Origin of the sequence: Pseudomonas sp. UBA6315, from assembly GCF_002438125.1 — a bacterium.
GTDB lineage: Bacteria > Pseudomonadota > Gammaproteobacteria > Pseudomonadales > Pseudomonadaceae > Aquipseudomonas > Aquipseudomonas faucium.
In genome coordinates this window covers 1-5370 of record NZ_DJTF01000196.1, presented here as the reverse complement: position 1 = coordinate 5370, position 5370 = coordinate 1, and the positions used below count along the sequence as shown (strand labels likewise).

General features: G+C 66.2%; 3 protein-coding genes. 1 reads left to right on the top strand and 2 read right to left on the bottom strand.

Translation table 11 applies throughout. The features are described from left to right. Positions 1-1294: Na+/H+ antiporter (locus tag B3E94_RS23870; protein WP_286915481.1), on the top strand; the 1294-nt coding region annotated here is incomplete at its 5' end. A 121-nt stretch (positions 1295-1415) separates the two neighbouring features. Here B3E94_RS23870 and dapC read toward each other — a convergent pair. Further along, complete coding sequence (gene dapC, locus B3E94_RS23865) at positions 1416-2612, bottom strand: succinyldiaminopimelate transaminase (RefSeq protein WP_286915480.1); 1197 nt, start codon at positions 2610-2612, stop codon at positions 1416-1418. 38 nt (positions 2613-2650) lie between these two features. Next, positions 2651-5353, bottom strand: coding sequence for a [protein-PII] uridylyltransferase (locus B3E94_RS23860; RefSeq protein ID WP_176513537.1), 2703 nt, complete (start codon positions 5351-5353; stop codon positions 2651-2653). Positions 5354-5370: the final 17 nt, after the last annotated feature.

The window sequence follows — 5370 nt, the reverse complement described above, 5'->3', positions numbered from 1 at the left end:
CGCGGTGCTTTCGCCGACCGCCGCCGTGGGGGTTTCGGCCATTGCCCAGGACCGCTTGCCGTCCCCGCCGATGCCCATGCTGCAGGGCGAGGCGCGGATTAACGACGCCGCGGGCCTGGTGACCTTCAAGTTCGCCCTGGCCGCAGCGATCACCGGGGCCTTCTCGCTGGCCGATGCCAGCTTCAGTTTCGTCCTGGTGGCCCTGGGTGGCCTTGCGGTCGGCGTGGCCCTGAGCTGGTTGATCGGCCGCCTGCGGGCCTGGATGATCGCCCGTGGCTGGGATGACCCGGCCACCCACGTGGTGTTCATGTTGCTGCTGCCCTTTGCCGCCTATGTGCTGGCCGAGCGCCTGGGCGTTTCCGGCATCCTCTCGGCGGTGGCGGCCGGCATGATGCAGAGCTGGCTCGACCTGCTGCCCCGGCAGACCAGCACCCGCCTGCTCAACCGCAGTGTGTGGTCGCTGTTGGAGTTTGCGTTCAACGGCCTGATCTTCCTGCTGCTGGGCCTGCAACTGCCGGACATCATCAAGGCCGTGGTCAGCCACGAAACCACCGTATGGCCGACCCTGGCCTGGCGTTGCCTGGATGTGCTGGCGATCTTCGCGGCACTGGTGCTGCTGCGCTTCATCTGGGTGCAGAGCATCTGGCGCGCGATTGGCGTGGTTCGCCGGTGGCGGGGCAAGCCGGCCCTGGTGCTGATGCCGACGGCGCGCTCGTGCTGGTTGCTGACCTTGGGCGGCGTGCGCGGGGCGGTGACCCTGGCCGGCGTGATGTCGGTGCCGCTGCTGATCAGTGCAGGGGTGGCGTTTCCCGAGCGGGACTTGCTGATCTTCATTGCCGCCGGGGTCATCCTGCTGTCGCTGATCAGTGCCTGCATTGCCCTGCCGTTCCTGCTGCGCGGGGTGACCCGAACGCCCGACGAGCGGTTGCACCAGGAAGTGCTGGACGCCTGGCGGCGCACGGTCGAGGCGGCGATCCATGCCTTGGAGGCGGAAGAGGTGATTGACGCCAGCGCACCGCAGGATGCGGCGCAGGCGACCATGGCCACCGAGCTCAAGGCCAGGTTGATGGCCGAGTATCGCGATGAGCTGAACAGCTACAACGACACGGCCGAGGCGCGGGCGCTGGCCGAGCAGATGGACTTGCTGGAGCGGCGTTTGCGTTTGCGTGCGCTGCGGGCGCAGCGGCTGGAGCTGTACAACCTGCATCGCCAGCACCTGGTGGGTGATGAGGTGGTGCGGCAGGTGTTGGGGGAGCTGGATATGAGCGAGGCGAACCTGGGGGCGGTCAAGTAGTGCCCTGGGGCTGCTTTGCAGCCCAATCGCCGGCAAGCCGGCTCCCACAAGTTTGAGCCCAGCGCAGCCCCTGTGGGAGCCGGCTTGCCGGCGATTGGGCCGCAAAGCGGCCCCCGCTCAGTCAGCGATTTTGCAGGAACTCGCGAATCCGCTCTGCCGCCTCGATGCACTCGGCCAGTGGCGCAACCAGTGCCATGCGCACGCGCCCGGCCCCTGGGTTCACACCATCCACCTCACGCGACAGGTACGAGCCCGGCACCACGGTCACATGCTGCGCCTCGAACAGGTCGCGGGTGAAGTCGGCATCGCAGCCCGGCACCTTGGCCCACAGGTAGAAGCTGCCATCGGGCCGCTGCACGTCCATGACCGGCTGCAGGATATCCAGCACGGCATCGTACTTGGCCCGGTACTGGTCGCGGTTGGCGCGCACATGGGCTTCGTCCTGCCAGGCGGCGACGCTGGCCAGCTGGGTCTGCACCGGCATCGCGCAGCCATGGTAGGTGCGGTACAGCAGGAACGGCTTGATGATCTCTGCGTCACCGGCGACGAAGCCCGAGCGCAGGCCTGGCAGGTTGGAGCGCTTGGACAGGCTGTGGAACACCACGCAACGCTTGAAGTCGCTGCGGCCAAGCTGCGCGCAGGCGCTGAGCAGGCCCGGCGGTGGCGCGTCTTCGTCGAAGTACAGCTCGCTGTAGCACTCGTCGGCGGCAATCACGAAGTCATGCTCGTCGGCCAGGGCAATCAGTTTTTTCAGGGTGTCCATCGGCACCAGTGCGCCGGTGGGGTTGCCTGGCGAGCACAGGAAGAGGACCTGGCAACGCTGCCAGACTTCGGCCGGCACGGCATCGAAGTCGGGGTTGAAGCCGTTGCTTTCCAGGCATGGCAGGTAATGCGGGGTGGCGCCGGCGAGCAGCGCTGCGCCTTCGTAGATCTGGTAGAACGGGTTGGGGCTGACCACCAGGCCATCATCGGCGCGGTTGACCACGGCCTGGGTGAAAGCGAACAGCGCTTCGCGGGTACCGTTGACCGGCAGGATATGGCGGTCGGCATCCAGCCAGCCGGCCGGCACGCCGAAACGCCGCTCGCACCACTGGCCGATGGCCTGGCGCAAGGCCGGCAGGCCCAGGGTGCTGGGATAGACCGCCAGCTTGTCGAGGTTGTCGGCCATGGCCTTGGCGACGAAGGCCGGCGATTCGTGCTTGGGCTCACCGATCGAAAGCGCAATGGCGCGCTTGTCCGCCGCGGGTTTCACGCTGCCCAGCAGGGCGCGAAGTTTCTCGAACGGGTAGGGCTGAAGCTGGGTCAAGGCGTGGTTCATCGGCGCAAGGTCTCGTCAATCGTCTTATCGTTGAATCGTTAAATGTTCATGCGGGTCGGGCTGGGCTCGCTGGCCTGGCCGGCCTGCAGCTGCTGCACGATGGCTTCCTGCAGGCGGCTGCACAGCTGCGGGTCGGACAGCGGCTGGTTGTCGGCGTCGGTGATGAAGAACACGTCCTCGACGCGCTCGCCGAGGGTGGCGATCTTGGCGTTCTGCAGCGACAGGTCGAACTCCAGGAAGATGCGCCCGAGCCGCGCCAGCAGGCCGGGGCGGTCCGGTGCGGTGATCTCGAGGATGGTCACCGGCCGCTGGGCATCGTTGAGGATGGTCACCTGCGGCGGGAAGTTGAAGTGCTTGAGCTGGCGCGGCACCCGGCGCTGGATGATGGTCGGGTAGTCCTCGGGGTTGCGCAGCGCTTCGGTGAGCCCGTCGCGGATCTGCTTGACCCGCTGCGGGTTGTCGCCGATCGAGCCGCCGTCGTTGTCCAGCACGATGTAGGTATCGAGGGTGAACTGGCTGCTCGAGGTGATGATCCGCGCGTCATGGATGTTCAGGTTGAGCTGCGACATGGCCGCCACGGTCACGGCGAAGAAGTCGTGCTGGTCGGGGGCGTAGATGAAGATCTGCGTGCCGCCCTCGAACTCGCGGGAGGTGGTTTCCTTGATCAGCACCAGCGGGCCGCCATCGGCAGGCTGCTGGAGGATCGCGTCACTGTGCCAGGCCACGTCGGCGGCGGTGTGCTTGAGGAAGTAGTCGTCGCCCAGTTGCGACCAGAGCTGCTCGACGTCGTCCGGGTCGGTGCCTTCGCGGATCAGGATGTCCAGCGCCGCGCTCTGGGTCTGGCGAATCTGCTCTTCACGGTCGAGCGGGTTTTCCAGGCCGCGGCGCAGGGCACGCTTGGTCTCGGTGTAGAGCTGGCGCAGCAGGCTGGCGCGCCAGGAATTCCACAGGCTGGGGTTGGTGGCGTTGATGTCGGCCACGGTCAGCACGTACAGGTAGTCCAGGCGCGTCTCGTCGCCCACGTGCAGGGCGAAATCGTTGATCACCTGCGGGTCGGACAGGTCCTTGCGCTGGGCGGTGGTCGACATCACCAGGTGGTTCTGCACCAGCCAGACGATCAGCCGGCTGTCCCAGGCTGGCAACTGGTGGCGTTCGCAGAACTTCTGCGCATCCACCGCGCCGAGCTCGGAGTGATCGCCCTGGCGGCCCTTGCCGATGTCGTGGTACAGGCCGGCCAGGTAGATCAGCTCGGGCTTGGGCAGGCGGCCCATGAGCTTGCTGGCCAGCGGGAATTTCTCGGACACCGGCGTGTACTGCAGCTTGCGCAGGTGCTTGATGAGGTTGAGGGTGTGCGCATCGACCGTATAGATGTGGAACAGGTCATGCTGCATCTGCCCGACGATCAGGCCGAACTCCGGCAGGTAGCGCCCGAGGATGCCGTAGCGGTTCATCCGCCGCAGGTTGCGATGGATGCCGATTTCGCACTTGAACAGCTCGATGAACAGGCTGGTGTTGCGAATGTCGTTGCGGAAAGTGTCGTCGATCAGGTGCCGGTGCTCGCGCAGCAGGCGCACGGTGTCGGCGCGCACGCCCTTGATCTCCGGGTGCTGGGCCATCAGCACGAAGATCTCCAGCATGGCGAACGGGGTGCGCTTGAACACGTTGGGCCTGACCGCTTCGATGTAGCCGTCGTGCAGGCGGAAGCGGGCATTGAGCGGCTGGGTGGTGCCGCTGTCGTCATCGGCGAGGATGACTTCCTCGAAGTGCTGGATGATCAGGTCGCACAGCTGGCTGATGCTCATCACCACCCGGTAGTACTGCTGCATGAACTGCTCGATGGCGCGCTTGGGGTTCTCGTCGCTGTAGCCGAGCAGCGCGGCGATGCTGCGCTGGTGGTCGAACAAAAGGCGGTCTTCGGCGCGCCCGGCCAGCATGTGCAGGGCGTAGCGCACCTTCCACAAGAAGTCCTGGGAGGAGGCCAGCAGCTCGTTTTCGCTTTCCAGCAGAAACCCTTCGCCGGCCAGTGCATGCAGGTTCAGCGTGCCGTACTGGCGGCGGGCCACCCAGAGCACCGTCTGGATGTCGCGCAGGCCGCCGGGCGAGCCCTTGACGTTGGGTTCGAGGTTGTATTCGGTGTCGTTGTACTTGTGATGGCGGGCCTTGAGCTCGGCACGCTTGGCCAGGAAGAATTCCTTGCTCGGCCACATGTGCGCGGTGCTGGTGACGTCCAGCATGCGCTGGCGCAATGCCTCGGGGCCGGCGATGGTGCGGCTTTCCATCAGGTTGGTGATGACCGTCAGGTCGGCGCGCGCCTGTTCGGCGCATTCATCGACGGTGCGCACGCTCTGGCCGACTTCCAGGCCGATGTCCCACAGCAGGGTGAGAAAGCGCTCGATGGCATCGCGGTACTGTTCATGCTCGGCGGCGCCCAGCAGGATCAGCAGGTCGATGTCCGAGTGCGGGTGCAGTTCGCCGCGCCCGTAGCCGCCCACGGCGATCAGGGCGATACCGCTAGGGTCGCCCCAGTCGAACTGCTTCCAGGCCTGTTGCAGGATGTTGTCGACGAGCCACGCGCGGTCCTCGATCAGGCGGCGGATTTCGCGGCCTTCGCGAAAACGCTTGTCGAGCACCTCGCCGGCCTGGCGGATGGCTTTCTTGAAGGCGGCAATGGGGCTCGCCTTGAGGGCCAGTTCCGCCTGGAACTGGCCGCGGTCGAACAGCTCGGGATCCACCTGGGGCATCGCGTCGCGTTCCTGTC